This window comes from Nostoc sp. (assembly GCF_036917435.1).
Lineage (GTDB): Bacteria > Cyanobacteriota > Cyanobacteriia > Cyanobacteriales > Nostocaceae > Nostoc.
Map to the genome: position 1 here is coordinate 250,063 of NZ_JBALDM010000001.1, position 24,059 is coordinate 274,121.

Below are 24,059 nucleotides of genomic sequence, written 5' to 3' on the forward strand. Positions count from 1 at the left end.
ATCTTGGACAAATCTCAATTTAAAAGAATTTCAAAGCTCAATAATCTGGTTAATGCTATTTTCACGTAAATAGACTATGGGGTAGGGGCACAGCATTGCTGTGCCCTTACGACAGATATGGTTCAAATATATGAAAACTGCTGTAATGCAGATTTAAAAGCATCGATTATAAATCTGAGTAAAAAAGAAAGTAGAGACGCAATACTATTCGGTTAGGGACTTCCAAATAAAAAAATATCCAACTATTTATTGTGGGGTGGGCATCTTGCCCGCCCGTAATCATGGGCGGGCAAGATGCCCACCCCACAAGATGGGATAATTTATTTCTTGGAAATCCCTTAAAGCAAGAGACGCGATAAATCGCCGTCTTGACAATAATTAGTCTTTCGTTCTGACGGAGATTTATCGCATCTTTGGGGTCTATTCTTTTCATCAAATAACCTTAACCGAACCGTATTGAGTAGAGACGTAGCAATACTACGTCTCTACAAAGGTTTTAACGTTTAAGGGATTTCCAAGAAATAAATTATCCAAAGAAACGAACCACAGAGACAAGGCAGCGCAGTCTTGGGGGTTTCCCCCATGAGCGACTGCCGCGTAGAGAAGCCAGTGCGTTGCGGGGGTTCCCCCCGTTGTAGCACCTGGCGCAACACAGAGTCAGAATGAATTAGAGAGGATTTTGGTGTCAATTTTGGGATATTTTTTATTTGGAAGTCCCTAATAGTTTTCATGAAAAAAGGTAAATGTTTAAAGCCTTGCCCGCAAGTGGTGCAATCTAGTTTTCCCAATTCCAAATTCCCTTTCAATCCATATCTTTTTGCTGAAACATTCCCATCAATTTACGTTTTCGAGCATGGGTTTGCATCAAGTTTTCTCGATAGTTTAACCAGTCAGCTTTTTTGCCAGACTCCAAGTAGGCAGCGCGGACTTTTTTTAACCATTCAACTGCATAGTAATAGTATTCGGCTTTACCTCCATCCATAATCTTTTCGGCACGGCTACGCGCATTAGCAATCACCCAAGTAGGATTATGAGGGATAGCAGCATTCATAACTCGATTAATCAACTCTGAATAATTAGAACTGAGTTCACTAGCGATCGCAATTGCATCGTCGATTAGCCCCTCATGCAAGAATATATCTACTTTGGCTGATTCTGTTCCCCAACCACTATAAGTACGGACAATTCTCAGCAAGTCTGTTTTAACTGTTTCCCAGTTTTGCCCAGCCAATTCTGCCATCCTTTCGTAGTCAACAAAGGAGGGCTTGACTTGAAAAGCCGCCTTGATTGCTAATAAAGCAGCTTCACTATTACCCAACTCAACAGCTAAATCACTTGTCCAAATTCCTAATTCGTACTGACAATTACCCGGTAAATTTAAGCCACTCTGGGCTATATCTAGTGCTTGCTGTAATGCCTCTTGAACGCTTAGTGTTTTCGCTAGGGCAAAAGCGTCTTCCATTGAGTTCATCTGGGTTTGAGCAGCATCAATTGCTTCTTCTACCCTGCCCAAACGCCCCAACATTGTCAGATACTGCTGCGTTTGCCCTTCAGCTTGTGCTAAATACAAGTATTCTTGGTAACGTTCCTGACGTTCAAGGATTTTTAGCCGAATTAGTGCCAAATCATCTGCGTAGTCTGGTACGTCTTCTTCCCAAGCTCCCCTTTCGGTAATATTAGCTTGGAGAACTTGCACTAAGGGCGGATAATCCCAACCTTGGCGTAAAGCTTCCATAACTAGACCAAAATCAGCATTCCACTCATCTTGCCAAGCTTCCAAATTTATTTGAATATCAACTTTTTCTTCTGGGGTGAGTTCAGCAGTAAGAATTGCTTCACACCAAGCCTGATTTAATTCCTCGACAATTTCATCATTTTCAGCCCCGTAATCTGCTATATCGTCCCAATTTTCCACACAAGTAAAGGTAATCGCCTCTAAAATTGCGATCGCATTTTCACCTTCTCCCCGTTCGCTAAAATCTACCGCAGTTTGCACCACACTCAGTAAATCTTCGGCAATCGGATCTTCTTCACACCCCTCCTCAAAGAAGCGCACAGCATCCCGAATAATTTGCCGGACTTGTCGCCGAAAAGCAGCTGGATCAATAGTAATGCTGGGCACAGATTTTGTGGTTATTTGCTCGACAATCGGATGCGTCATCCAACCTACATGACGATCAATCGCCTCAATTAGTGGTGGATATTCTTTTACCAACTCTTGCAGCAGCCTTTGAGTTTGGATACGATCCAAGCATTCGAGTAGTTGTTCTAAGGTAGGGCGCTGCTCAATATATTCTGAGTTCCGCGCACAGACGAGCATCGTTGCTACAATGTGTTTGCACCAACCGTCAAAATCGTAGGCACAGGTGCAGTTTGCTGAGGTTAACCCACTGCTATCGAAACTCAGATTGACATGATAAGGTCTTGCTTCAGTGCCTGCAACTTCAGCCTGAAGGATATGACCTCGTTGGGTAACAGCATGAACAGCACCAGCCTCATAGTATGCCTCGCCGCGTTGGAAAGATTTGGCGTTGGCATGACGGCGGATAGTAAATTCAGTAATTTGGGGAATAGACATCGAGCGATCGCCTGTGTAAATCCTCTGGATCAATCCTAAATCCAGCTTAGGTGTTAGCGATCGCGCTGTAAAGTCATTAAAAATTGGGTATGGGGCATGGGGCATAGGGCATGGGGCATTGGTTATTTATTCTCTTTGTCCACCTCATCTCCCAATTCCCAATTCCCAATGCCCAATGCCCAATTCCCCATTCCCCATTCCTAATTCCATTTAAAGTATAAAAAAAATAAGTATCTAGATTTGACTATAATTACTGGAAATATCCATCTTTTCGCCCGAAGTCAGTGAATCATAATTAAAGCTAGCAACACCCGAACGTTAAATCAGAAAATGGTTATCAGGCGGATGGTAGGGGATTTAAATCAGATGGCAGTTTCCAGTGTTTACTGATAACTCTGTGCTAGGGGCTTAAACCCAGCAACAAAACTGATTGCTGATAACTGATAACTGTTAAAGGGGTTGCGCTGATTGTCGGTCAAGTTGAGAATAAATAGGCGAAACAGACGGGGAACCTAACGTGAGTCAAGGATTTGATTACGATTTAGTCATTATCGGTGCGGGTGTAGGCGGACATGGCGCAGCCTTACACGCCGTAAGTTGTGGTTTAAAAACAGCGATTATTGAAGCTGCTGATATGGGAGGAACCTGTGTTAATCGGGGTTGTATTCCTTCTAAAGCGCTGCTGGCGGCATCTGGGCGGGTGCGGGAGTTACGCGATGCCCACCACCTCAAATCGCTGGGAATTCAAATTGGTAGCGTGGAATTCGATCGCCAAGCGATCGCTAATCATGCTAATAATCTCGTCTCAAAAATTCAAGGGGACTTAACGAACAGTCTCAAACGTCTAAAAGTCGATATTATCAACGGTTGGGGAAAAATCGCTGGGGCGCAAAAAGTTTCTGTAACCGGAGACGGTGGCGAAAAAATCATCACAGCCAAAGACATCATCCTTTCCCCTGGTTCAATTCCTTTTGTGCCTCCAGGGATTGAAGTAGATGGCAAAACTGTCTTTACCAGCGATCAAGGTGTCAAGTTAGAGTCGTTACCAGACTGGGTGGCGATTATTGGTAGTGGTTACATTGGCTTGGAATTTTCTGATGTTTACTCAGCTTTGGGTTGTGAAATCACCTTGATTGAAGCCCTAGATCAGTTAATGCCAGGATTTGACCGCGATATTGCCAAACTTGCCGAACGAGTGCTGATTACTTCCCGCGATATTGAAACGAAGGTGGGGATATACGCCAAAAAAGTCACCCCTGGTTCACCAGTGGTAATTGAGTTAGCAGATTTCAAAACCAAAGAAGATGTAGATGTCATCGAAGTAGATGCTTGCTTGGTGGCTACAGGGCGCATCCCCGCGACCAAAAATCTTGGTTTGGAATCTGTGGGTATAGAACTCGATCGGCGGAATTTTATCCCCGTTGACGATCGCATGGCAGTACTCTCAGGTGGTGAAGTAGTACCAAATGTGTGGGCAATTGGCGATGCGAACGGGAAAATGATGTTAGCACATGCGGCTTCTGCTCAAGGCATCATTGCCGTAGAAAATATAGTTGGGAGGGAAAGAATAGTAGACTATCGCAGCATCCCCGCAGCAGCTTTTACCCACCCAGAAGTCAGCTATGTAGGTTTAACAGAAACCGCCGCGAAGGAATTAGGACAAACCGAAGGTTTTGAAGTCGCCACAAGTCGGAGTTACTTCAAAGGGAACTCCAAAGCGTTGGCAGAAAATGAAGCCGACGGTATTGCCAAAGTGATATATCGCAAAGACACAGGAGAAGTCTTAGGCGTTCACATTTTCGGGCTGCACGCCTCAGACTTAATTCATGAAGCCTCAGCCGCGATCGCAAACCGTCAATCTGTCCAAAGCCTCGCACATCTAGTTCATGCCCACCCAACACTCTCCGAAGTCTTGGACGAAGCTTATAAACGAGCCGTAATTTAGGGAGTGGGGAGTGGGGAGTAGGGAATAGGGAATAGGGAATAGGGCATAGATTATTCCCAATGCCCCATGCCCAATGCCCCATGCCCCATGCCCCATGCCCAATGCCCAATGCCCAATGCCCAATGCCCAATGCCCAATTCCCAATGCCCAATGACAAATTATGCAAATCCGTCGTCGTTCCCCTAACCCAGCTATTGATGTATCGATATTACGTTATCAGGTAGCCGTGCCTGATTCAGCGCCAAACAACATCTTAGAAGAGATTGTCTGGCAGAAAGAAGTAGAATATGACCTAATGCGGGAAAAAGTTCCTTTGCAAGAATTGCAGAAGCAGTTACTCACCGCGCCGCCAACCCGTGATTTTATCGCTGCTTTGCGTCAAGGTAAGACAAAACCAGCATTGATTGCCGAAGTTAAAAAAGCTTCACCGAGTAAAGGTGTTTTCCGAGAAGATTTTGACCCAGTAGCGATCGCCCAATCTTATCAGCAAGGCAAAGCTAGTTGTCTCTCAGTCCTAACCGATGTCAAATTCTTTCAAGGTAGTTTTGACAACTTAGCCAAAGTTCGGGCTGCTGTAGATTTGCCCTTATTATGCAAAGAATTTATCATTTATGCTTACCAGATATACTTAGCCCGGATTCATGGTGCAGATGCTATTTTATTGATTGCGGCTATCCTGGGCGATCAAGATTTGAAATACTTCCTGAAAATTGCTAACAACCTGAAAATGGCAGCCTTGATTGAAGTCCATAGTTTGGCAGAACTTGACCGTGTGTTAGCCTTGGATGGAGTCTCCTTAGTAGGAATCAATAATCGCAATTTGGAAGATTTCTCTGTTGACCTGCAAACTACTTGCCAACTTTTAGCTACAAGGGGTAGCCAATTGCAGGAGAAAAACATCCTTGTTGTCAGCGAGTCAGGACTACACAACCCAGATGATTTGAGCTTAGTGCTTACAGCAGGTGCATCTGCTGTACTCATTGGAGAATCTTTGGTAAAACAACCAGATCCCGGTGCTGCGATCGCTAGTATATTACCAAGGAATTTCTGAAAAAATACTTTCCCTGTACCTCTTAATGCAGGGCAACTAATAGGGCATACTATGCGTAGACACGCAGCACTTTGCTGTCTACTATTATCGATATCTTTGCCAAATCTTCATCACTAATCAAATCAAAGCCATAAGCAACAAGTTATTTCTTATGTAACAATTTATTTATAAGAGATGAAATTTGACTAATACAAAATTCAAAATATGAAATCAAAATTGAACTTCATGGAGCAAATTCCTCTACCTTCACCTATTCACTACGAACTTATACTTCAATTGTTAGAAAGACAAACTATGTTAGCAGTAAATGATAATCCAGATTTACGACATCAGGTAAATCAACTAATTATTACTCTCCGTAAAGCTGCGGTACAACAAAAGCGGCTAGAAGAAATTTGCGAGTTTTCCTCAGTGGCTATCGATCATCGTTGGTCAATCAACCATCATAACGGTAGCAAAGTTGTTGCCCCCGATTAAAACTAATAACTTGATATTTAAACCTCAAATTTTGCATCTTCGTTAAGAAATATTACTATTATCAGGATGAGAGCTAATTCAGGATTGACTGCCACAAAAATTTATACGTTTAGAGGCATAACTTCTCGTGTCTTTAGAGACTATTTATAAAGTAAATATTAAGTAGGGTGTGTTACGGCTTTAGCCTAACGCACCGTGTTATTATGTGGCAGTGCGTTAGGCGCTTTGATTGCATTTCTGTAACAAACCATCTTGAAACATGCACCTAACAAATACACCCTACAATAATTTTATTTTCACTTTATAAATAACCTCTTAAGTAAGTAGGCGAGAATAAATCAAACTAGATTAAGTAATGTAAAAAATCTTGAGATTAGTTTGTAGTGAGGGCTACCCTACGGGAACGCTTTGCGAACAGCCCTCATTTATTCGCGTAGCGTCTCGCACGAGTGGACTAAAGTCCTCACTACAAACCTTTAATTATTTACGCCGCTCTACTTAGAGATTTTTTTAGTAGAATGGATAGTTATTTATTATCTAAAAATATTTTAATCTAGCCGTGTATATATCCAACTTATAAGCTTTTTTTAGAGGCAATTCATGAATTGCCTCTATCGAGATTGTTACAGCCAAGCTACTCTCACAAAAATTATTTCCTAGCAATTATCCACACTGCATGAATAATTCCAGGAATGTAACCAAAAAGCGTCAATACTATATTGATCCAAAAATCTACGCCAAAACCTACTTGTAAAAAAACTCCCAAAGGCGGTACGAAAATGGCACACAGAATCCGAACTAAATCCATTGAAACCTCCTATTAATATTACTAAAAAAGCTTGTTGGGTAACTTCTTTACCACTGGTCAAGCATATTTGTACCTCTCAAAGATAACATTCCCTTTCTCAATCGAGGTCACGATTAAGATGCGGGAAACCGCACTCAAAATTAGCCACCACTAATTTTGGCTTTATACCCTAGCTTTGTCAAAATCTCGACAATTTTCTGCTTGTGTTCGCCCTGAATTTCAATTTCGTTATCTTTAAGTGTCCCACCCGTCCCACACAGGGATTTCAACTGCTTCACCAAATCTGTCAAGGTTTCTGGTTTAGCTTGAAAACCGCTAATCACTGTGACAGTTTTACCTTTGCGTCCTTTGCGGGAAGCTTGTACTTTAAGATTTTGTTGCTGTGGAGGTAGTTCTAGAATTGGTCTTTCTGTGGCGGCGGAGTTGTCGTTGCCAAATTCGCGGTAGACAAAGCCTTTGTCAGAAGATTTAGAATTGGAAGAAGACATAAAATAAATGTTTAAGAAAAATTTCAAAGCAGTGGAAACTTCTACGCAACCATCCTGCTGGGATATCAACTTCTAGGCTAACATTACAAATCCATTGCAAGGGATTGGGAATTGGGAATTGGGCATTGGGCATTGGGCATTGGGAATTGGGCATTGAGTATTGGGCATTGAGTATTGGTTATTAATTCTTCCCCCTCATCTCCCTCATCTCTCCCTGCTCCCTTGCTTCTTCCCCATTCCCCATTCCCCATTCCCCATTCCCCATTCCCCATTCCCCATTCCCCATTCCCCATTCCCCATTCCCCAGATATGTCCCAGACTTTTCTATAATAATTAAGTTATTCCCGTCATCGAAAACAGCCTGTGACTACCACTCCCCTCTCTCCATCAACAACTGTTCAGGTTCCCGATTCGCTAGGTCGCTTTGGACGCTTCGGCGGTAAGTATGTACCTGAAACGCTGATGCCTGCGCTTGCTGAATTAGAAACAGCTTATCAGCAATACCGCAATGACCCCGGTTTTCAAGCAGAATTACAGCAGTTGTTACGGGATTATGTGGGACGTGCCACACCATTATATTTCGCTGAACGCCTGACTGCTCATTATGCCCGGCCCGATCGCACGGGGCCACAAATTTATTTAAAGCGCGAAGATTTAAATCATACTGGCGCTCACAAAATCAATAATGCTCTTGGTCAGGTATTGTTAGCGAAACGCATGGGTAAGCAACGGATTATTGCCGAAACTGGTGCTGGACAGCATGGAGTTGCTACAGCCACAGTTTGCGCTCGTTTTGGGCTGGAATGCGTAATTTACATGGGTGTTCATGATATGGAACGCCAATCTTTAAATGTCTTCAGAATGCAGTTAATGGGGGCAGAAGTGCGTCCGGTGGAAGCGGGAACTGGAACCCTGAAAGATGCCACTTCTGAAGCAATCCGCGACTGGGTAACAAATGTGGAAACAACTCATTACATCCTGGGTTCGGTAGCAGGCCCCCATCCTTACCCAATGATGGTACGTGATTTCCATGCAGTAATTGGACAAGAAACTCGCGCCCAAGCAATGGAAAAGTGGGGTGTATTGCCTGATATTCTCTTGGCTTGTGTGGGTGGTGGTTCCAATGCGATGGGACTATTCTATGAGTTTATGAATGAGTCTTCTATCCGGTTCATTGGGGTTGAGGCAGCAGGAGAAGGTGTTGATACCGAAAAACACGCAGCAACCTTGACAAAAGGACGAGTTGGTGTATTGCACGGAGCAATGAGCTATCTATTACAAGATGAAGATGGGCAAATCATTGAGGCGCACTCAATTAGTGCAGGGTTAGATTATCCTGGTGTGGGGCCAGAACATAGCTATTTGAAAGACACTGGTCGCGCCGAGTATTATAGTGTGACGGATGCAGAGGCGTTGGCAGCATTCCAGCGATTATCGAAATTGGAAGGGATTATCCCAGCATTAGAAACAGCCCATGCGATCGCATATCTCGAAACCCTATGTCCTCAACTAAGCGGTAGTCCCCGAATTGTAATTAACTGCTCTGGACGCGGTGATAAAGATGTACAAACGGTAGCTAAGTTATTAGATCCAGCGTAAATCTACGTAAAATATTTGGGAGGAAGCAGCAATATATATCAAAACAATGATCCTAATGGTAGATGTGAAATTTTTTATAAATAGTACGATTTTTTCGTAAGATTGTGAATTTAAACGTTTGCTGGTAGTTTTTGAACATAAAACCGCCATAAGAAAGGTATATAGACTTATAAGCCATTTGTCACATTGACATTAGTTTGGTTAGATTGTCTGGAACTTTACTTTCAGCAAATGTTTATAACAAGCGTCTACGGCATTGTAAGTACTATTGTTCTCAGTAGTGGAGCGATCGCTACTCTTGTAACAAATCAAAATTTTACACCAGTATCATCAAACGTATCAACTAATACTTTCAAGATTGCAGCATCTAGTATCAACACTACTGCTCTAGAAGAGTCGGCTTTCACCCAAATTAATAACTACAGAACTTCCCAAGGGCTACCAGCGCTGGCTCGTAATTCTGCTATCGATAATCAAGCCAGAATTCACAGTCAGCAAATGGCTAATGGGGAAGTTCCTTTTGGACATACAGGATTTTCAGAACGTATTCAAGCAATCGGTATTTCTTACAGAGCGGCTGGTGAAAATGTCGCTTATAACCAGGGATATAGCGACCCTGCTACGACAGCCGTTCAAGGCTGGCTCAAAAGTCCAGGGCATCTAGCTAATATCAAAGGCAATTACGATCAAACGGGGATTGGTGTTGCTGCCACTAATACAGGCAAAGTGTATTTCACACAAATTTTTCTTCGCTGATAGGTTTAGCAAAATTTAGATTTTTTCTGAAATTCCCCAGATTTATGTCTGTTGACAAAGCTGTTGTTAAATGTTAAATAATGTAGTCTAAATGACATTTTTTTATTGAATACTACATTATTTTTTATTAATTCATAAAAATCATTAATTTTCAGCAAAAATCAGCATGATTTTATGAAGCTGATCTATTGAAATATTGACAATTTGAAAAGATTATTTGTACTTCCTGTAAAGGATGTAGGCAAATCGCCGAAATTCATCAATACTTAATAGTATCGTGGTATATATCTTCAAAACCATAAGTTAGAGTAGAAGTCTTATTATCTCTAAACATTACGCAATTCTTCATGTTCCGACAAACTGCTTTTGGCATCGCTTTAAGTGCGCTTGTCCTTGCTAGTGGATTAACGGCTGTTCCGATACCAAATCATCCTTCTACGAATACATCCACCCGTAATAAGCTGTTGTCGCTTTTTTCGAGTCAGGTTGCAATATCGACTCCTACTTTTAAAACTACTGAGCTAGAAAAATCAGTTTTTGAGCAAATTAATCGATATCGGGCTTCCAAAGGACTGTCAAAGTTGACCCTAAATGCAAATATTACTCGACAAGCAAGAATTCATAGTCAAAATATGGCTAAGGGGAAAACCCCATTTAGCCATCAGGGATTTGAAAAGCGAGTCAAAGCTATCCCTCTTCGCTACAACAGTGCGGCGGAAAATGTTGCTTTCAACCGGGGATATAGCAATCCTGTAGAGGAAGCTGTTAGTGGTTGGATTAAGAGTCCGGGACATCTAAAGAATCTGAAAGGAAATTACAATCTTACTGGAATTGGCGTTGCTACTAATAATCAAGGCGAAGTTTACCTGACACAAATATTTTTTCGTGCTAGGTAGATTTAATTTCTGGTTTTTTGCACAATAATAATGTAGTGTCTGACAAGACTTTTATCTGCTAGACACTGCTATTATTGTTGAAAAATTCATGACATTACAAGATTTTCAGGTGAGCGATCGCGATCTCAGTGACGCAGCCCTTGGACAGTACTTAGAATCAAGTGCGATCGCAGTTGACACAGAAACTATGGGATTATTGCCACAGCGCGATCGCTTGTGTCTCGTCCAACTGTGCAACCTAGAGGGGAAAGTCACTGCAATCCGCATAGCCAAAGGACAAACTGAAGCCCCGAACTTAAAAAAACTCTTGGAAGCGGCGAATGTTGTAAAAGTGTTTCACTTTGCTCGCTTTGATCTGGCTACTTTGCGGGCTAATTTGGGGATTCAGGTTAACCCTGTTTTTTGCACCAAAATTGCCAGTAAGTTAGCCCGTACTTACACAAATCGCCACGGACTCAAAGATGTAGTGCAAGAGTTAGAAAAAGTGGAACTGGATAAAAGCTCTCAAAGTTCTGATTGGGGTAACGCCGCTAGTTTATCTGAAGCTCAACTTAATTATGCTGCCAATGATGTGCGCTACTTACTTAGTGTGCAGCAAAAATTAACAGAAATGCTCAAACGAGAAGAACGTTGGAAAGTTGCTCAAGAATGTTTTGAATTTCTGCCTACTATAGTTTCCTTAGATTTATTGCAATTTAAAGATTTGTTTGAACATTAATTAATCAAAAAGTTAATCTCTTTTAAATAGTGCGTTGGGCATTGCAAGATAGATTTTCATCTGGGTGCATCCCAGTTTTTATGCTTAGATTAAAACTGTTTTTGCTGCCCTAACACCTTTTGTTGATGCTCTAAGTCCTTGACTTGTCATAGTCTCAGGCTGAAATTTGTGGTATAGTATATGCTTAAAAAGGTGGCTATATGTAAATACACGCTTAGTAAATTTTCGTACTTCCTTTTCAGGAGCAGATAGCCATTGGTTAAAGTAGGGCTGGGTATAATCTGATTGGCTTATGGCTTGATTTGTAAGCTTTTATGGATAGCTAATTAATCAGAGAGTGCGTTACTTTTCCAAAGTTATAGCAACTGCCGTCATGTCTGGTGTTTATCTAAACTATTTGTGCTTGTAGAAATGGTCTTCAATTACACTTATTTAAAGGAAGTAGAAAAGCTGGTAATTATACAATATAAATTTAAACTTATGCAAATATTATACATTTTATAAGCATTGCGATGACTAAAATTTTTATATCTTCATGGAAAATTAATTGTATACAAGTACTACAGTAGCGATCGGACTCAGCAGAGACGCGCGTGAATCCACTCTCAACAGAAACACGTACAGCAAAACTGGCGCAACAGCGAATCGCCCAATCTACAATAGGCAGCATTATGGTTATGATTACCGCTACTACTCCCAAAATTCTGATTGTTGATGACGACTTCGGTGTGAGAAATCTCGTCCATCGTTTTTTGAGTCGGAAATATCAAATAGAAGCGGCGGCAGATGGTAAGACTGCATTATCAATGTTTGAGCAATTCAACCCAGCTTTAGTAATTCTGGATTGGAATTTGCCGGATGTTAATGGTTATAGCCTCTGCCAAGAAATGCAGAGTCGGACTAATGTTTTAGTGCTGATACTGACTAGTAGGACTGATGAGGCTGATAAAATTAAAATTCTGAGTGCAGGTGCTGATGATTTCATGACTAAACCATTTAGTCTTGCAGAAGTAGAAGTTAGAATAGAAGCTCTTTTGAGACGGATACGCTACATTAACCCTTCAGCAACTCAACGGATCATTTTTAAGCAGCTAGTAATTAACCCAGAGGGTCGGGAGGTGACACTTAATGATAAGCCTCTTGCTTTAACAGCGCTGGAATTTAATATTTTACATTTTTTGGCGAGTCATCCTAATCAGGCGTGGAGTCGCCCACAGTTAATCCAAAAAATTTGGGGTTGCGACTACATAGGAGATGGCCGGGTGGTTGATGTGCATATTGGTCAGCTTCGCAAGAAGATGGAAGTCGATCCTAGCGTACCAGAGTTTATTAAAACTGTACGCGGCTATGGTTACAAGTTTGAAGCACCCGATGAAAATACTACTTCCTAAGCTTTCCGATTTCAGGAGTAGTTTATAACAAAGAATTAACCAGCATTGTCTTCTTGGTTACTTAAGTAATTTTTCTGAGGCTTGACTTTATAATTTGCGTTACTTTGGGACGTTCATACAAACTGATTTAGTGATTTCGTGTCTGTTCAAGCCTCAGACAGTAACTTTATTGCTTTTAATCTATCGTCTCAAGATAAGTTCCAACAAAATCAAAATGTACAGAGTTTATCCGAAGTTTCGCCTATAGGTAAAATTTGGGACAAGCACAGAGCTAATACTGATAAAGTCTTACATTATTACGCCAAAGCAGACGAACATTATTTTCAGCAGTATGCTTGGCGGATGAGAATCTGTTCCGAGTTGCTGAAATTTCAATTAGTACCAGACGAATCGGAAGGTATTTTCAGGTTAAAACTATCAGATGCCCGATTCTGTAGGGTTCGTCATTGTCCAGTTTGTCAGTGGCGGCGATCGCTAATGTGGAAAGCAAGAGCTTACAAAATTCTCCCACAGGTTGTCACTGATTACCCCAAGCATCGGTGGCTGTTTGTTACTTTGACTGTAAAGAATTGTCAGATTGAGGAACTTAAGGAAAACTTGGACTCGATAAATAAAGCTTTTAAGCGATTAACTGAGTTGAAGGCATGGACTATGAAAGGTTGGGTAAAGTCCATAGAAGTCACCAAAGGTAAAGATGGAGTCTCGGCACACCCGCATTTACATATTTTGGCAATGGTGCCGCCTTCCTATTTCAGTCATGGCTATCTTTCTCATGCCAAATGGGTAGCGTTGTGGCAGCAGTGCTTACGGATTGATTACCAGCCCGTTGTTCATATTAGCGCGATGTCTGGCGACAAGCCGCTTCGCGTCTACGCTAAACATCATAACCCATCACTACTTATCCCAGAAATCCTCAAGTATCAGGTGAAAGAGTCAGATTTAGTAGGTGATAGAGAATGGTTTCTAGAGTTAACCCGTCAACTGCATAAAAGTAGAGCGATCGCTGTTGGGGGTATACTCAGGCAGTATATGCGCGAATTAGAGGAGAAAAACCAAGACCTCATTGATGAAAGTGAAGAGACGGATGAGGTGGATGGGGAAAGTTTGTTTTTCCGATGGGAGCGCAAGTTACAAAGATTTAATATAGTAAATAGCTTCGATGATAAATTTATAAAATCTCAAAGTAGATTGGTAAAAACAACAATGACTAATCCAAAGCCTATTCGCACAGTTCGCCGGGGAAGAATATTCCCTGATATTCAGTGGTCAGAAGAAAAAAAAGCTCAATGGAAAGCTCAACAAGAGATATTTTACCAACGCGGTAAAGTTATTTTTGACCGAGTTAAACCAGAGTTAATCAAAACTCACTACAACTGGTACATGGCTGTTGAGCCTGAGAGTGGAGATTATTCCATTGATACAGATGAATTAGCTGCTATAAATAAGTCTCGCCAGCACCACCCGAATGCTCCGGTGTTTATATTTCGGATTAATGAAACAGGAATAGCTGGCACAATATGATTCAAGGCAGCTTTGGTGATGAGGAACAGCTATTCTTTGAAATAGAGTTAATTACTGCTGATGGTTTAGAATTACCTGTCGATGCCATGCTAGATACAGGATTTTCAGGCTGGCTAGCCATTGACAAGCAGGATTTAGAGGAATTTGATTGGGTGTATTTAGGTGAACGAAGTATGCAACTAGCAAAGGGAGAAGCAAACTTTGATATCTACGCTGGAAAAGTGCGAATAGATGGACAAGAGTTTAATATACCAGTTTATGCAGGTGATGGAGTTTCGGAACTTTTACTCGGCCGTCAGTGGCTGAAAAATCGACGTTTAGTGGTGGATTTTCCGGCGGGAGTCTTAACACTGGGAAATAGTTGAGATTATGAGTAAAATACTGTAATACGTCTTAGAGACTTTTAATTAGTACTTCGCGATCAGTTATATTTCTAGACATAATCATTGATAATTTTTCTTAGCCAATCTTCGACTAACCAACTCAGCTGCTAAATGTATCGCTGCTTTCATACTCGTAGCATCAGCAATTCCCTTAGCTGCAATATCAAAGGCTGTTCCATGATCCGGTGAAGTCCGAACAAAAGGAAGACCTATAGAAGTATTAACTGCCCGATCAAACGCCATCAGCTTCACAGGAATTAAGCCTTGGTCGTGGTAAAGTGCCAAATAGCCATCAGCAGGATTTTTTACTACAGAATTTCCATACCAAGCTTGACCAGGTTTAACCCACATCGTATCTGGCGGTATCGGCCCATCTAGTTGCAATTGTGGTCTATTTTGCCGCTCTTGCTCCAACCAAGGAATTAACCAATCTTGTTCTTCATGTCCAAGTTGTCCCTGTTCGCCACTGTGGGGATTCAAACCTGCGATCGCAATTCTCCCATTTTCTATCCCAAAATCTCTCTCTAAACACTCCACCAACAAATCCAGTTTTTGTGTCAACAACTGCGGTGTCAATGTATCCGCTACTTGACGTAAAGGAATATGTGTGCTAGCAAGTAAAGTTCGGAGTATCCAATTAGTATGGGGCGATCGCGCTACAAATAACATCCCAAAACGGTCAACACCTGACTTTTCTGCCAAAAGTTCCGTTTGCCCTGGATAATTATACCCTGCGGCTTTCCAAGCAGATTTAGCGATGGGCCCCGTGACTATCCCATCAAATTTACCAGCAAGTGTTTGTGCGATCGCATATTCCATATAGGCAAAACTAGCTGCACCACTGGCCGCATTACCTATTCCTGGGATAATTTGACCTTTAATTTCTTCATCCAACTGCACATCACTAACAGACAACTCTTCTGGATTTGCTAAAGGTGCTAAATTCTCAGTTAAATTCAATTTGTGATAAGTCTGTGCCAGCAAATCACAGTTACCCACCACCGTTACGTCGTATTTTTTACTAAATTCCGGTTCTGCTAAAGCTTTCAAAATCACCTCCGGCCCAATCCCCGCCGGATCTCCCAGCGTCAACGCCAAACGCGGGCGGTTATCTTGGCGAGAATTTACTAAGCTATCTTGATTATTTTGATACATTAAGATTTCGTCATAAGAATTATCATCAAAATTTCCCCATTTCCTCGCTCCTAGAGTAGGGATTGCTCCCCAAGCCAGTAGGGATTACTTGCTAAACTAGTTTAAAATTATTTACACAGGTCTAATCCTACAGCAACTATTGAAAAGCTTCTGCTAGACCTAGTTTACACACACTAATTTGCATAAGGAGAATCACACCAATGGGCGGCGAAATTTTGAATGCAGCTATATTGTCCTTCGGTTTAATCTTTGTGGGCTGGGGCTTAGGTGCTTTGTTACTGAAAATTCAAGGCGGAGAAGAATAGTTGAGTGCTGAGTTAGGAGTTATTATTCTTCCTCATCCCTCTCATCTCTCCTACTCCCTTGTTCATCGAAAAGTTCTGTTCGCACTAAATACAACATTTCATTAATTCGTAGCGAATTCTCTGCGTGACTCTGCGCTTCCCTCTGCGACGGCAGTCGCTCATGGGGGAAACCCCCAAGACCGTGCTGCCTCCCCTCTGCGTTGAAAACTTAACCCTCAATTCACTACGATTTTACGCAAAGCTGTACCAAATTCGCATTCATACTTTTCGCTAACTGGGAAAAAAGCTTGTCCGGTAAACGGACAGCAATTTTCCCGTAAATTCTTTCATAAAAAACGATTTTCTGAGAAAAGATGTAAACTTTTGTTTGCATAGGTTATTCTGATAACATTCTTTTCATAAAACATTAAAATTTATTACAACCCTCATGACATTATTAATTGTCGGTGCCACTGGCACCTTAGGAAGACAAGTGGCTCGTCGTGCAATCGATGAGGGATATAAAGTACGCTGCCTCGTGCGGAGTAGCAAAAAAGCAGCTTTTCTCAAAGAATGGGGTGCGGAACTAGTACCAGGAAATTTACGTTACCCCGATACCCTAGCCGATGCATTAAAAGGTATAACCCAAGTTATTGATGCCTCAACATCTCGTCCTACAGATTCATTGAGTATCAAACAAGTTGACTGGGAAGGCAAAGTAGCATTAATTAAAGCAGCAATTGCAGCAGGTGTAGAGCGTTTCATCTTCTTTTCAATTTTGGATGCCGATAAATATCCAGAAGTGCCGCTAATGGAAATTAAGCGATGTACAGAACTATTCCTTGCTGAGTCAGGCTTGAATTATACCATCTTGCGCCTAGCTGGTTTTATGCAAGGCTTAATCGGTCAGTATGGGATTCCGATTTTGGAAGCACAGCCAGTTTGGGTAACTGGTAATTCTTCTCCCATTGCCTATATGGATACTCAAGACATTGCTAAGTTTGCAATCCGTGCATTGACTTTGCCCGAAACGGAAAACCAAGCTTTTCCTGTAGTTGGGACTCGTGCATGGAGTGCAGAAGAAATCATCAACCTGTGCGAACGCTTATCTGGAAAAGATGCCAGGGTAACACGGATGCCGATAAACTTATTGCGTGCCGTGCGGGGCTTAATGCGGTCTTTTCAGTGGGGATGGAACGTAGCAGACAGGCTAGCGTTTACAGAAGTGTTGGCTAGCGGGAAACAGCTAAATGCTTCAATGGATGAAGTATATACAGTTTTTGGCTTAGATCCGCAACAAACCACAACCCTAGAAAGCTATCTCCAAGAGTACTTCAGTCGGATTATGAAGAAGCTCAAAGAGGTAGACTACCAGAAAAATAAAAATAAAAAGCAGAAACCTAAAAAAACTCCTTTTAAACAGTCTTCAAAAGCTAATAGTCAATAGTAATTACAAAACAGACATTAGTCATGAAACTCTACACTCTGGATATTTGACTTCAGGCTACATGACCAAAAATGGTAAAAGCCCCGTCCTTCTAGGACGACTTTAAGGTGTCGCGGAAGTCCCCACCAACTCTTGGAGACGCTAACGCGAACAATGTACTGATAAGGTGGGGATTGTGAGCGGGGGGTGAGAATTGCATCCAGGATTGTTTTTAAGCGGGAAGCAAAATACAAATACTGGATATATGACGAATCCCCAAAATTTTCTGGTAAGATAACTAATGTCTTGACCATCAATGCCGCAAGCGAAAACCAAGCTAATAGGTATATGTTGCAAGAGAAAAATTTGGGTCTTGGGAACCAGGACTCCTGCCCTTGGAGGGAATGTAAGACTTTTTAGTACTACGAAGTTCTGGAAGCTATTCCCGATGAATTGGGAAGCCCCGTCCGTCTTACGGCGGGGTAGTTCACTTCTCTAAATTTGTCTTGAAAGTTTCCGGTGATTGGTATAATCAAACAATATCACAGGTAGAATAACCGCTAGCACAAATGGATAACCAACCCCAATACGACTGGCTAGGAAATAATAATGGTTAGTGGGCGGCGAAAACCACGATAAACATAGCTGGGGTAGCAAACGCTCACCCATACCAGAAAAGTCAAAAACTTGTTAATTAAGCGTACCGTGGGGCACACGGAAACAAGGGGAGAAATCCTCTAAAGCTTGGGGAGATAAGCCCTCTGGGGCTGTCTAAATTAGGCTCGAAACTTGGTTCAATTGAACGGGTTTTTGGTTTAAGTAATGCCGAAAGGCTAGGCAGTTTAAAGGTGTATCAATCAACCAAGAATCCTCATGCTTTCAGGCTAGGGAGTGTCAAATAATATAAAGCATCGCCTAAAATTGGATATTTGAGTGTGCCGAAAGCAGGCATTATCTACAATGACGTTAAGCCGATAGCGGGTCGTGTCGCTATTGAGTTGAAAGACAAGCTAACCGCAGCCGGTTGGGATGTGTGTATCACATCAAGTATCGGTGGAATATTGGGCTACTCTAATCCAGATAGTCCTGTATGCCACACCCCCATTGATGGTCTAACGCCCCCTGGTTTTGACTCAGATATGGAGTTTGCAGTGGTGTTAGGAGGAGACGGCACTGTTTTAGCAGCGTCTCGTCAGGTAGCCCCCTGTGGTATCCCACTGTTAACAGTGAATACCGGTCACATGGGATTTTTGACAGAAACTTTCTTGAATCAATTGCCCCAAGCCCTAGAACAGGCGATAGCAGGTGAGTATGAAATTGAAGAAAGAGCCATGCTCACCGTCAAAGTATTTCGGGGAGATGCAGTACTGTGGGAAGCCCTGTGCTTGAATGAAATGGTACTGCACCGAGAACCTTTGACCTCTATGTGCCATTTTGAAATTGCCATAGGTCGTCATGCACCAGTAGATATTGCGGCGGATGGTGTGATTGTTTCTACACCTACTGGTTCTACAGCATACTCATTAAGTGCTGGTGGCCCAGTTGTGACTCCTGGCGTACCTGTTTTACAGCTAGTACCCATTTGTCCCCATTCCCTAGCTTCCAGAGCATTAGTATTTCCAGATACTGAATCGGTCAACATCTACCCAGTCAACATTCCTCGGCTGGTAATGGTGGTGGATGGTAATGGAGGGTGCTATGTCTTCCCAGAAGATAGAGTATATATGGAGCGATCGCAATATAGTGTCAGATTTATTCGCTTACAACCACCTGAGTTTTTCCGAATTTTGCGAGAAAAATTAGGTTGGGGCTTGCCACATATTGCTAAACCAACATCGGTAGAATTGCCGTAGGGATTGGGCATTGGGCATTGGGCATTGGGCATTGGGCATTGGGCATTGGGCATTGGGCATTGGGCATTGGGCATTGTTAAAGAGGTGAGTGAGCAAACAGAAAGTTTTTCCCCTTTGTTTCTCTTACTCTATGCCCCATGCCCCGCGCCCAATGCCCCGCGCCCAATGCCCCGTGCCCAATTTACTAATTTCCTTCCAGAATTACTGGTATAAGGATGGTATTTGGATGTAGTTATTAAGATTGCATCAGAGAATTGGATGGCTGACACCTGAACGTGCTAAAAGATTCTTAGCCGTGCGTCAAATCAGGATTGCTCCATCATTAAAAACTCGTAATTGCACTTTTAACTGATGTAAAGATTTTCTCTAGAATATCTTTACAATCCCAAATCCAATATCCCAAATTGTTATGACAGTTGTTCCAAGTCCCTGTGTTTTGGTGATTGAAACCGATGAGAGCCTAGCAAATCAGCTTTCTTGCGATTTGCAAGAAGCTGGCTATGAATCAATATTGGCTCATGATGCGACCAGTGGTTTGCAATACTGTAGCGATCGCCAACCTGCTTTAATTGTTTTAGACAGAATGCTAGCAGGAGAATCAGGACTCTCATTGTGTAAAAATCTGAGAAGCATTGGTATGCGATCGCCTGTATTAATTTTAATGGCAAGAGATACCGTTGACGATCGTGTAGCTTGTCTAGAAGCAGGAGCGGATGATTATATCCTCAAACCTTACCGCTCAGAAGACTTTTTGAAGTTAATTCGCCTCTACTTAAAACCCGATGTCGATACCACAGAGCAATTACGCTTTGGAGATTTGATTTTAGACATCGCAACTCGCCGCGCTATCCACGGGGGACGGGCAATTGACTTGACAATGAAGGAATTTGAACTATTAAAATTCTTAATGGAACATCCCCGTGAGGTATTAACCCGCGAACAAATTTTAGAGAATGTTTGGGGCTATGACTTTCTGGGCGAGTCGAATGTCATTGAAGTGTATATCCGTTACTTGCGCCTCAAAATCGAAGATGAAGGTCAAAAGCGTCTTATTCAGACGGTGCGCGGCGTAGGTTACGTTTTAAGAGAATCCTAGTACACATAGCGCAAGTTTGCTTACCTTCAACAAGTTGCTCAAGTGCATTGTCTAGTTATAGAACTTACGTAAAACTACAAGCGGTAGGGGTAATTCATGAATTACCCCCTCCTCTCCTTAAATCCCTCTCCTTAATAAGGAGAGGGACAGATTTTGCACAGCAAAATCAGGGTGAGGTATCTCCAGGGCTGCGCGATAAATCTTAAAATGCCGTCAACAACGACTTCTGTGTACACTGTAGCTTTGGCGGGGTGAGGTTCTTATATTTTTAATTTATGCAAGAGGTCTATTGAGGCTGAAAAAAGCTGTATATTACGGAACAAATAAAAGTCGTGAGTTTTCTAGCTGAAATTCTGTAAAATTGAAATCTAAATTACAAAATTAAAAATAATTATGAGTCGTTGGCTAGGTTTATTCTCAATGTTGCTGAGTGTTTTGTTGATGGGCTGCTCTGTGCCAACAACAGCTAAACCTCCAACCCCCACATCTGGTTCTCAAACTCCAGCACCAGAAAGTTTAGGTCAAAAATTACCAATTTCAGCTAAAGCTATTCTTCCTAATGGCACAACAATTCAGCTAGAAGTGGCGAAGACACCACAACAGCAACAGATGGGATTGATGTATCGACCAGCTTTGCCAGATGACCGAGGAATGCTATTTGGGTTCGCTTCACCACAATCAATTAGTTTCTGGATGAAAAATGTACCTGTAGCCTTGGATATGGTATTTTTACAAAACGGTGTAGTTAAATATATCCAAGCTTCTGCACCTCCTTGTGCAAGTGAGCCTTGTCCTACTTATGGCCCCAACACACCAATCGATAAGGTAATTGAACTTCGCTCTGGAAGAGCTGCCGAATTGAAGTTGAAAGTGGGCGATATTGTGAAAATTAAGTTTTGAGAATTACAGAAGAAGAATCCAGGAGTTGGGCACTTAGGCAAGCTCAGTGACCAACTCATGAATTCTGTTCCAATAAAGATAAAGATTTGGATGATTGCTCTCTTCAGAGCCTATACTACTTAAAATCTATGTTTTTTTTGTAAAAAATGTCACGTACTATGGCAAAAAAGTCATCTGTAACGCTACTATTTAAAAACTGTGGTAATGATGTAAAATTCTACTGTCTCCAAGCTGAAATCGCGGTCTTAAAGTTTGGTTGCAAAAATATACCCTTGGGTGTAAGTGGAAATAGCCGCCAATAAGAGAGTATATCTATGGAATCTTTGTTACTACTTATGTAATTAAATACTACATAAGTAAATAAGATGGAGACAACTTAACTAAGTAACAATATTGCTTGATAATCGAGCAGATAATTTGTACAAAAGTTTCTATTTCTCAGACCCTCTCTGAGAAGCCTTTCTTAAAGGCAAATAAAAAACTGTGCTGGGGTGTATAGCCGATAACGGCACAGTGACAGATAAAATACTGGCTAGTGGCTACCGAGCAATGGTGAACTGATATATGACAATACATTCTGTACAAGGAGGTGAGATCCAAATGTCACCATCAAAATATTCTCGACTAATTCATTTTTTGCAAGAAGATTTGGCAATTTCCACAGCATCGCTGGCGGTTGCATTGCGCCATCGGGAACAAGACCCAGGCCCTTTGGCTATGATTCTTTGGCAGTATGGTTTGATTACTCTAGAGCAGTTAGACCAAATTTATGATTGGCTGGAGACGGCATAGGTGATACCGATTTTAGATTTTGGATTAAAAGTCTCTAGCAAAGGTTGTTACTTGAATCTCAATCAATACTCAACTCAATGCTATTTGTTATACAAGTTTGGGATTATACTAAGTCACCAAAATTAGTATTGTTTGGTGTCAAAGCATCTGTGTGACTGTCTCCAAAGCAAATAATACTATCTAGGGAAACTTGGTATCATTTAGGAGAATTAAAGGATGTCACATCAACTCTACCTTGTACAAAGGTTGATATATAGGTTTATTAACTCTGGCGGTTTTTACTTATTTATATACAACAAATGAAAAGAGCGAGTTAAATTATCAACTCGCTCTTTTGATTTAATGTTGAGCAATTAGAACTGAGTAAACACTCTAACTGCTGCTGCTATACCAGAACCAGGGGTAAAGCCTTCGTATCCAAGTTCTGCTAGGGTAACTTCTAAGGATGCTATACAGCTAAGGATATCGCGATCGCTCACAAAGCCCAAGTGACCAATGCGGAAAATCTTATTACTCAAATGGTCTTGACCACCTGCTAGGGCAATATCAAAGCGTTTTTTCATTAATGACCGAATTTTATCCGATTCAATTCCCTGTGGTGCTACAGCCGTAATCGCCGGACTAGCGGAACTATCTGCTGCAAACAGGGGTAAATTTAAGCCTTGAATAGCGGCGCGGGTAGCATTTTTAAGCCGTTCATGTCGAGCAAATATTGACTCCAAGCCTTCCTCTTTCATCATTCGTAACGTGGTGTGCAGCGCTACAATCAAGTTCACAGGGGGAGTAAAGGGAGTTGTATTTTTGGCTGTGGCTTTGCGATATTTGCCTAAATCCAAATAATATTTCGGTAGCTTCGCAGTTTTGTAAGCTTCCCAAGCTTTGGGGCTAACAGAGACAAAACCCAATCCCGGCGGAATCATATAACCTTTTTGGGAACCGGAGGCGACTATATCCAAACCCCAAGCATCCACGGGGAGATTGAACGCGCCCAAGCTAGTGACGGCATCAACGATAATTAAAGCTTCACCGTGTTCTTTGACGTGGCGGTTGATGGTTTCTAAATCATTCAACACACCCGTCGAGGTTTCGCTGTGGGTAATAATTACGGCTTTGATTTGCTTTTGGGTATCTGCTTGGAGTTTTTCGGCAAATACTTTGGGGTCTAAGGGTTTTCCCCATTCCACCTTCACTTCTTCTACATTTAAACCGTAGGCTTGGCCAACTTCTACCCAACGTTCGCCAAATTTACCATTAGAACCAACTAAAATGCGATCGCCTGGAGAGAGAAAATTAATTATTCCGGCTTCTACAGCACCCGTACCACTGACATTCAGTGTTAGTACATCATTTTGAGTTTGGTGTAACCACTTGAGGTTTTCTGTCACCTCTGCCAATATATTGCTAAATTCACTAGTTCGGTGTCCAATCGGATGCTTGGCTAATGCCAGTAAAGCAGCTTCTGGCACCGGCGTTGGGCCTGGAATCATTAGCATCAGCTTATCGTTCATGTGTCTATCCTAAAAGTCAAATAAAAGTCAAAATTGTGGGAAGTTGGTTGAGTCTGGTAGCAAATTCTAGATATTTATCTACAAATTACAGTCAGATACCCACCAGTCTTGTTGTATATTTTCCAAATCTATAGGAAAAGTATCGTGGGAGTTAATTAACGGTCAGCTTGACCTTCGCAATTTATACGAGACTCTAACTCAGATAAAATCTTTGTTCTAGGCAATCTTACCATACACTTAGACACCAGGTTCAGTCCCTTGGTCGTAGGTGAGTGCCTATTGGAGACTAGCAGGATTCGTCGGTGAAAAAGCTGTGTTTTGCTTCAACGAAGGAAGTAGCGGCTTACACTATACGGAAGAGTTGAGTGTTACCGTTTGCGAAGAGATAGAAGATACTTAACTACCTAACCTAAACTTTTGAATTTACTTTGCTT

General features: G+C 41.8%; 24 protein-coding genes. 17 read left to right on the forward strand and 7 right to left on the reverse strand.

Translation table 11 applies throughout. The features are described 5' to 3' along the window. Window positions 1-802: 802 nt before the first annotated feature. Window positions 803-2,578, reverse strand: coding sequence for an SWIM zinc finger family protein (locus V7K98_RS01075; RefSeq protein WP_335018861.1), 1,776 nt, complete (start codon window positions 2,576-2,578; stop codon window positions 803-805). A gap of 517 nt (window positions 2,579-3,095) precedes the next feature. On the opposite strand from V7K98_RS01075, the gene lpdA reads away from it, so the two are divergent. The 3 genes from lpdA (at window position 3,096) to V7K98_RS01090 (ending at window position 6,051) form a co-directional block, all read left to right on the forward strand. Then, window positions 3,096-4,523, forward strand: a complete 1,428-nt coding sequence (gene lpdA / locus V7K98_RS01080) for a dihydrolipoyl dehydrogenase (protein ID WP_335018731.1) — start codon at window positions 3,096-3,098, stop codon at window positions 4,521-4,523. 160 nt (window positions 4,524-4,683) lie between these two features. Next, window positions 4,684-5,574, forward strand: a complete 891-nt coding sequence (trpC, locus tag V7K98_RS01085) for an indole-3-glycerol phosphate synthase TrpC (protein ID WP_335018733.1) — start codon at window positions 4,684-4,686, stop codon at window positions 5,572-5,574. Between the two features lie 225 nt (window positions 5,575-5,799). After that, window positions 5,800-6,051, forward strand: a complete 252-nt coding sequence (locus V7K98_RS01090; RefSeq protein WP_335018863.1) for a DUF5340 domain-containing protein — start codon at window positions 5,800-5,802, stop codon at window positions 6,049-6,051. 649 nt (window positions 6,052-6,700) lie between these two features. On the opposite strand, the gene V7K98_RS01095 is transcribed toward V7K98_RS01090, so the two are convergent. From V7K98_RS01095 to V7K98_RS01110, 4 genes are all read right to left on the reverse strand, one after another. Beyond that, a complete protein-coding gene (locus tag V7K98_RS01095; protein ID WP_335018735.1) occupies window positions 6,701-6,859 on the reverse strand; it encodes a YqaE/Pmp3 family membrane protein in 159 nt (52 codons plus the stop codon). Window positions 6,860-6,999: 140 nt separating this feature from the next. Next, window positions 7,000-7,347 (reverse strand): translation initiation factor, encoded by a 348-nt coding sequence (locus tag V7K98_RS01100; RefSeq protein WP_335018737.1) that lies wholly within the window; start codon window positions 7,345-7,347, stop codon window positions 7,000-7,002. Beyond that, window positions 7,328-7,501 (reverse strand): hypothetical protein, encoded by a 174-nt coding sequence (locus tag V7K98_RS01105; RefSeq protein ID WP_335018739.1) that lies wholly within the window; start codon window positions 7,499-7,501, stop codon window positions 7,328-7,330. Before V7K98_RS01105 ends, V7K98_RS01100 begins: the two co-directional genes overlap by 20 nt. After that, window positions 7,431-7,640: a hypothetical protein gene (locus tag V7K98_RS01110; protein ID WP_335018741.1), complete on the reverse strand. Its 210-nt coding sequence runs from the start codon at window positions 7,638-7,640 to the stop codon at window positions 7,431-7,433. Before V7K98_RS01110 ends, V7K98_RS01105 begins: the two co-directional genes overlap by 71 nt. Window positions 7,641-7,710: 70 nt before the next feature. Here V7K98_RS01110 and trpB point away from each other — a divergent pair, with 70 nt between their 5' ends. The 7 genes from trpB to V7K98_RS01145 all read left to right on the forward strand — a co-directional run bounded on the left by trpB (window position 7,711) and on the right by V7K98_RS01145 (window position 14,593). Continuing rightward, the gene (gene trpB / locus V7K98_RS01115; RefSeq protein WP_335018743.1) at window positions 7,711-8,946 is read left to right on the forward strand and encodes a tryptophan synthase subunit beta; all 1,236 of its coding nucleotides are present in this window, start codon (window positions 7,711-7,713) and stop codon (window positions 8,944-8,946) included. A gap of 231 nt (window positions 8,947-9,177) precedes the next feature. Continuing rightward, a complete protein-coding gene (locus tag V7K98_RS01120; protein ID WP_335018745.1) occupies window positions 9,178-9,702 on the forward strand; it encodes a CAP domain-containing protein in 525 nt (174 codons plus the stop codon). Window positions 9,703-10,049: 347 nt separating this feature from the next. Beyond that, on the forward strand, window positions 10,050-10,598 hold the full coding sequence (locus V7K98_RS01125) for a CAP domain-containing protein (protein WP_335018747.1): 549 nt from the start codon (window positions 10,050-10,052) through the stop codon (window positions 10,596-10,598). Between the two features lie 88 nt (window positions 10,599-10,686). Then, on the forward strand, window positions 10,687-11,316 hold the full coding sequence (locus tag V7K98_RS01130) for a ribonuclease H-like domain-containing protein (RefSeq protein WP_335018749.1): 630 nt from the start codon (window positions 10,687-10,689) through the stop codon (window positions 11,314-11,316). Window positions 11,317-11,987: 671 nt separating this feature from the next. Continuing rightward, a complete protein-coding gene (locus tag V7K98_RS01135; protein WP_335018865.1) occupies window positions 11,988-12,707 on the forward strand; it encodes a response regulator transcription factor in 720 nt (239 codons plus the stop codon). 138 nt (window positions 12,708-12,845) lie between these two features. Continuing rightward, window positions 12,846-14,228 (forward strand): protein rep, encoded by a 1,383-nt coding sequence (locus V7K98_RS01140; RefSeq protein ID WP_335018751.1) that lies wholly within the window; start codon window positions 12,846-12,848, stop codon window positions 14,226-14,228. Next, on the forward strand, window positions 14,225-14,593 hold the full coding sequence (locus tag V7K98_RS01145; protein WP_335018753.1) for an aspartyl protease: 369 nt from the start codon (window positions 14,225-14,227) through the stop codon (window positions 14,591-14,593). Before V7K98_RS01140 ends, V7K98_RS01145 begins: the two co-directional genes overlap by 4 nt. Window positions 14,594-14,671: 78 nt before the next feature. On the opposite strand, the gene pdxA is transcribed toward V7K98_RS01145, so the two are convergent. Then, the gene (gene pdxA, locus V7K98_RS01150; RefSeq protein WP_335018755.1) at window positions 14,672-15,766 is read right to left on the reverse strand and encodes a 4-hydroxythreonine-4-phosphate dehydrogenase PdxA; all 1,095 of its coding nucleotides are present in this window, start codon (window positions 15,764-15,766) and stop codon (window positions 14,672-14,674) included. A 200-nt stretch (window positions 15,767-15,966) separates the two neighbouring features. Here pdxA and petM point away from each other — a divergent pair, with 200 nt between their 5' ends. The 7 genes from petM (at window position 15,967) to V7K98_RS01185 (ending at window position 22,117) form a co-directional block, all read left to right on the forward strand. Beyond that, window positions 15,967-16,071: a cytochrome b6-f complex subunit PetM gene (petM, locus tag V7K98_RS01155; protein WP_012410508.1), complete on the forward strand. Its 105-nt coding sequence runs from the start codon at window positions 15,967-15,969 to the stop codon at window positions 16,069-16,071. Between the two features lie 427 nt (window positions 16,072-16,498). After that, window positions 16,499-17,497 carry an SDR family oxidoreductase gene (locus V7K98_RS01160; protein WP_335018757.1) on the forward strand — a complete coding sequence of 333 codons (999 nt, stop codon included), beginning with the start codon at window positions 16,499-16,501 and terminating at the stop codon, window positions 17,495-17,497. Between the two features lie 914 nt (window positions 17,498-18,411). After that, window positions 18,412-19,329: an NAD(+) kinase gene (locus V7K98_RS01165; RefSeq protein ID WP_335018758.1), complete on the forward strand. Its 918-nt coding sequence runs from the start codon at window positions 18,412-18,414 to the stop codon at window positions 19,327-19,329. Window positions 19,330-19,395: 66 nt separating this feature from the next. Next, window positions 19,396-19,542, forward strand: coding sequence for a hypothetical protein (locus tag V7K98_RS01170; protein WP_335018760.1), 147 nt, complete (start codon window positions 19,396-19,398; stop codon window positions 19,540-19,542). A 196-nt stretch (window positions 19,543-19,738) separates the two neighbouring features. Further along, entirely contained in the window at window positions 19,739-20,425 is a 687-nt protein-coding gene (nblR, locus tag V7K98_RS01175) for a response regulator transcription factor NblR (RefSeq protein WP_335018762.1), read from the forward strand. Window positions 20,426-20,818: 393 nt separating this feature from the next. Then, window positions 20,819-21,325 (forward strand): DUF192 domain-containing protein, encoded by a 507-nt coding sequence (locus tag V7K98_RS01180; RefSeq protein ID WP_335018764.1) that lies wholly within the window; start codon window positions 20,819-20,821, stop codon window positions 21,323-21,325. A gap of 564 nt (window positions 21,326-21,889) precedes the next feature. Next, window positions 21,890-22,117, forward strand: coding sequence for a DUF2949 domain-containing protein (locus V7K98_RS01185; protein ID WP_335018766.1), 228 nt, complete (start codon window positions 21,890-21,892; stop codon window positions 22,115-22,117). A 353-nt stretch (window positions 22,118-22,470) separates the two neighbouring features. Here V7K98_RS01185 and V7K98_RS01190 read toward each other — a convergent pair whose 3' ends face one another. Next, window positions 22,471-23,625 (reverse strand): pyridoxal-phosphate-dependent aminotransferase family protein, encoded by a 1,155-nt coding sequence (locus V7K98_RS01190; RefSeq protein WP_335018768.1) that lies wholly within the window; start codon window positions 23,623-23,625, stop codon window positions 22,471-22,473. Window positions 23,626-24,059: the final 434 nt, after the last annotated feature.